This is a genomic window from Rahnella sp. PAMC25617, assembly GCF_050606005.1.
In the GTDB taxonomy this organism is placed as follows: Bacteria; Pseudomonadota; Gammaproteobacteria; order Enterobacterales; family Enterobacteriaceae; genus Rahnella; species Rahnella variigena.
In genome coordinates, this window is sequence record NZ_JBOCUM010000290.1 from 1 (window position 1) to 209 (window position 209).

Sequence of the window (209 nt, forward strand, 5' to 3'; positions counted from 1 at the left end):
GCCGCCGCCGATGTAGAGAAAGGCCGTACTGTAGCTGATTTCCTTGGACTTAAATAAAAAGCCGACCAGCATCGCGCCCAGGTTGCCGCCCGCGCCCACAATGCCGCTCACGCTGCCGATGGCCTGGCGGTTCACGAAGGGCACGATGGAGTAGGTGCAGCCATTGGCCATTTTCAGGAAAAGCGCGAACAGCAGCATGGCCGCGATGG

General features: G+C 60.3%; 1 protein-coding gene. It reads right to left on the reverse strand.

What is annotated here, in order from left to right:
* Positions 1–209, reverse strand: a 209-nt coding sequence (locus ACM615_RS24365; RefSeq protein WP_431012705.1) for a hypothetical protein, incomplete at both ends; no start/stop codon positions are given.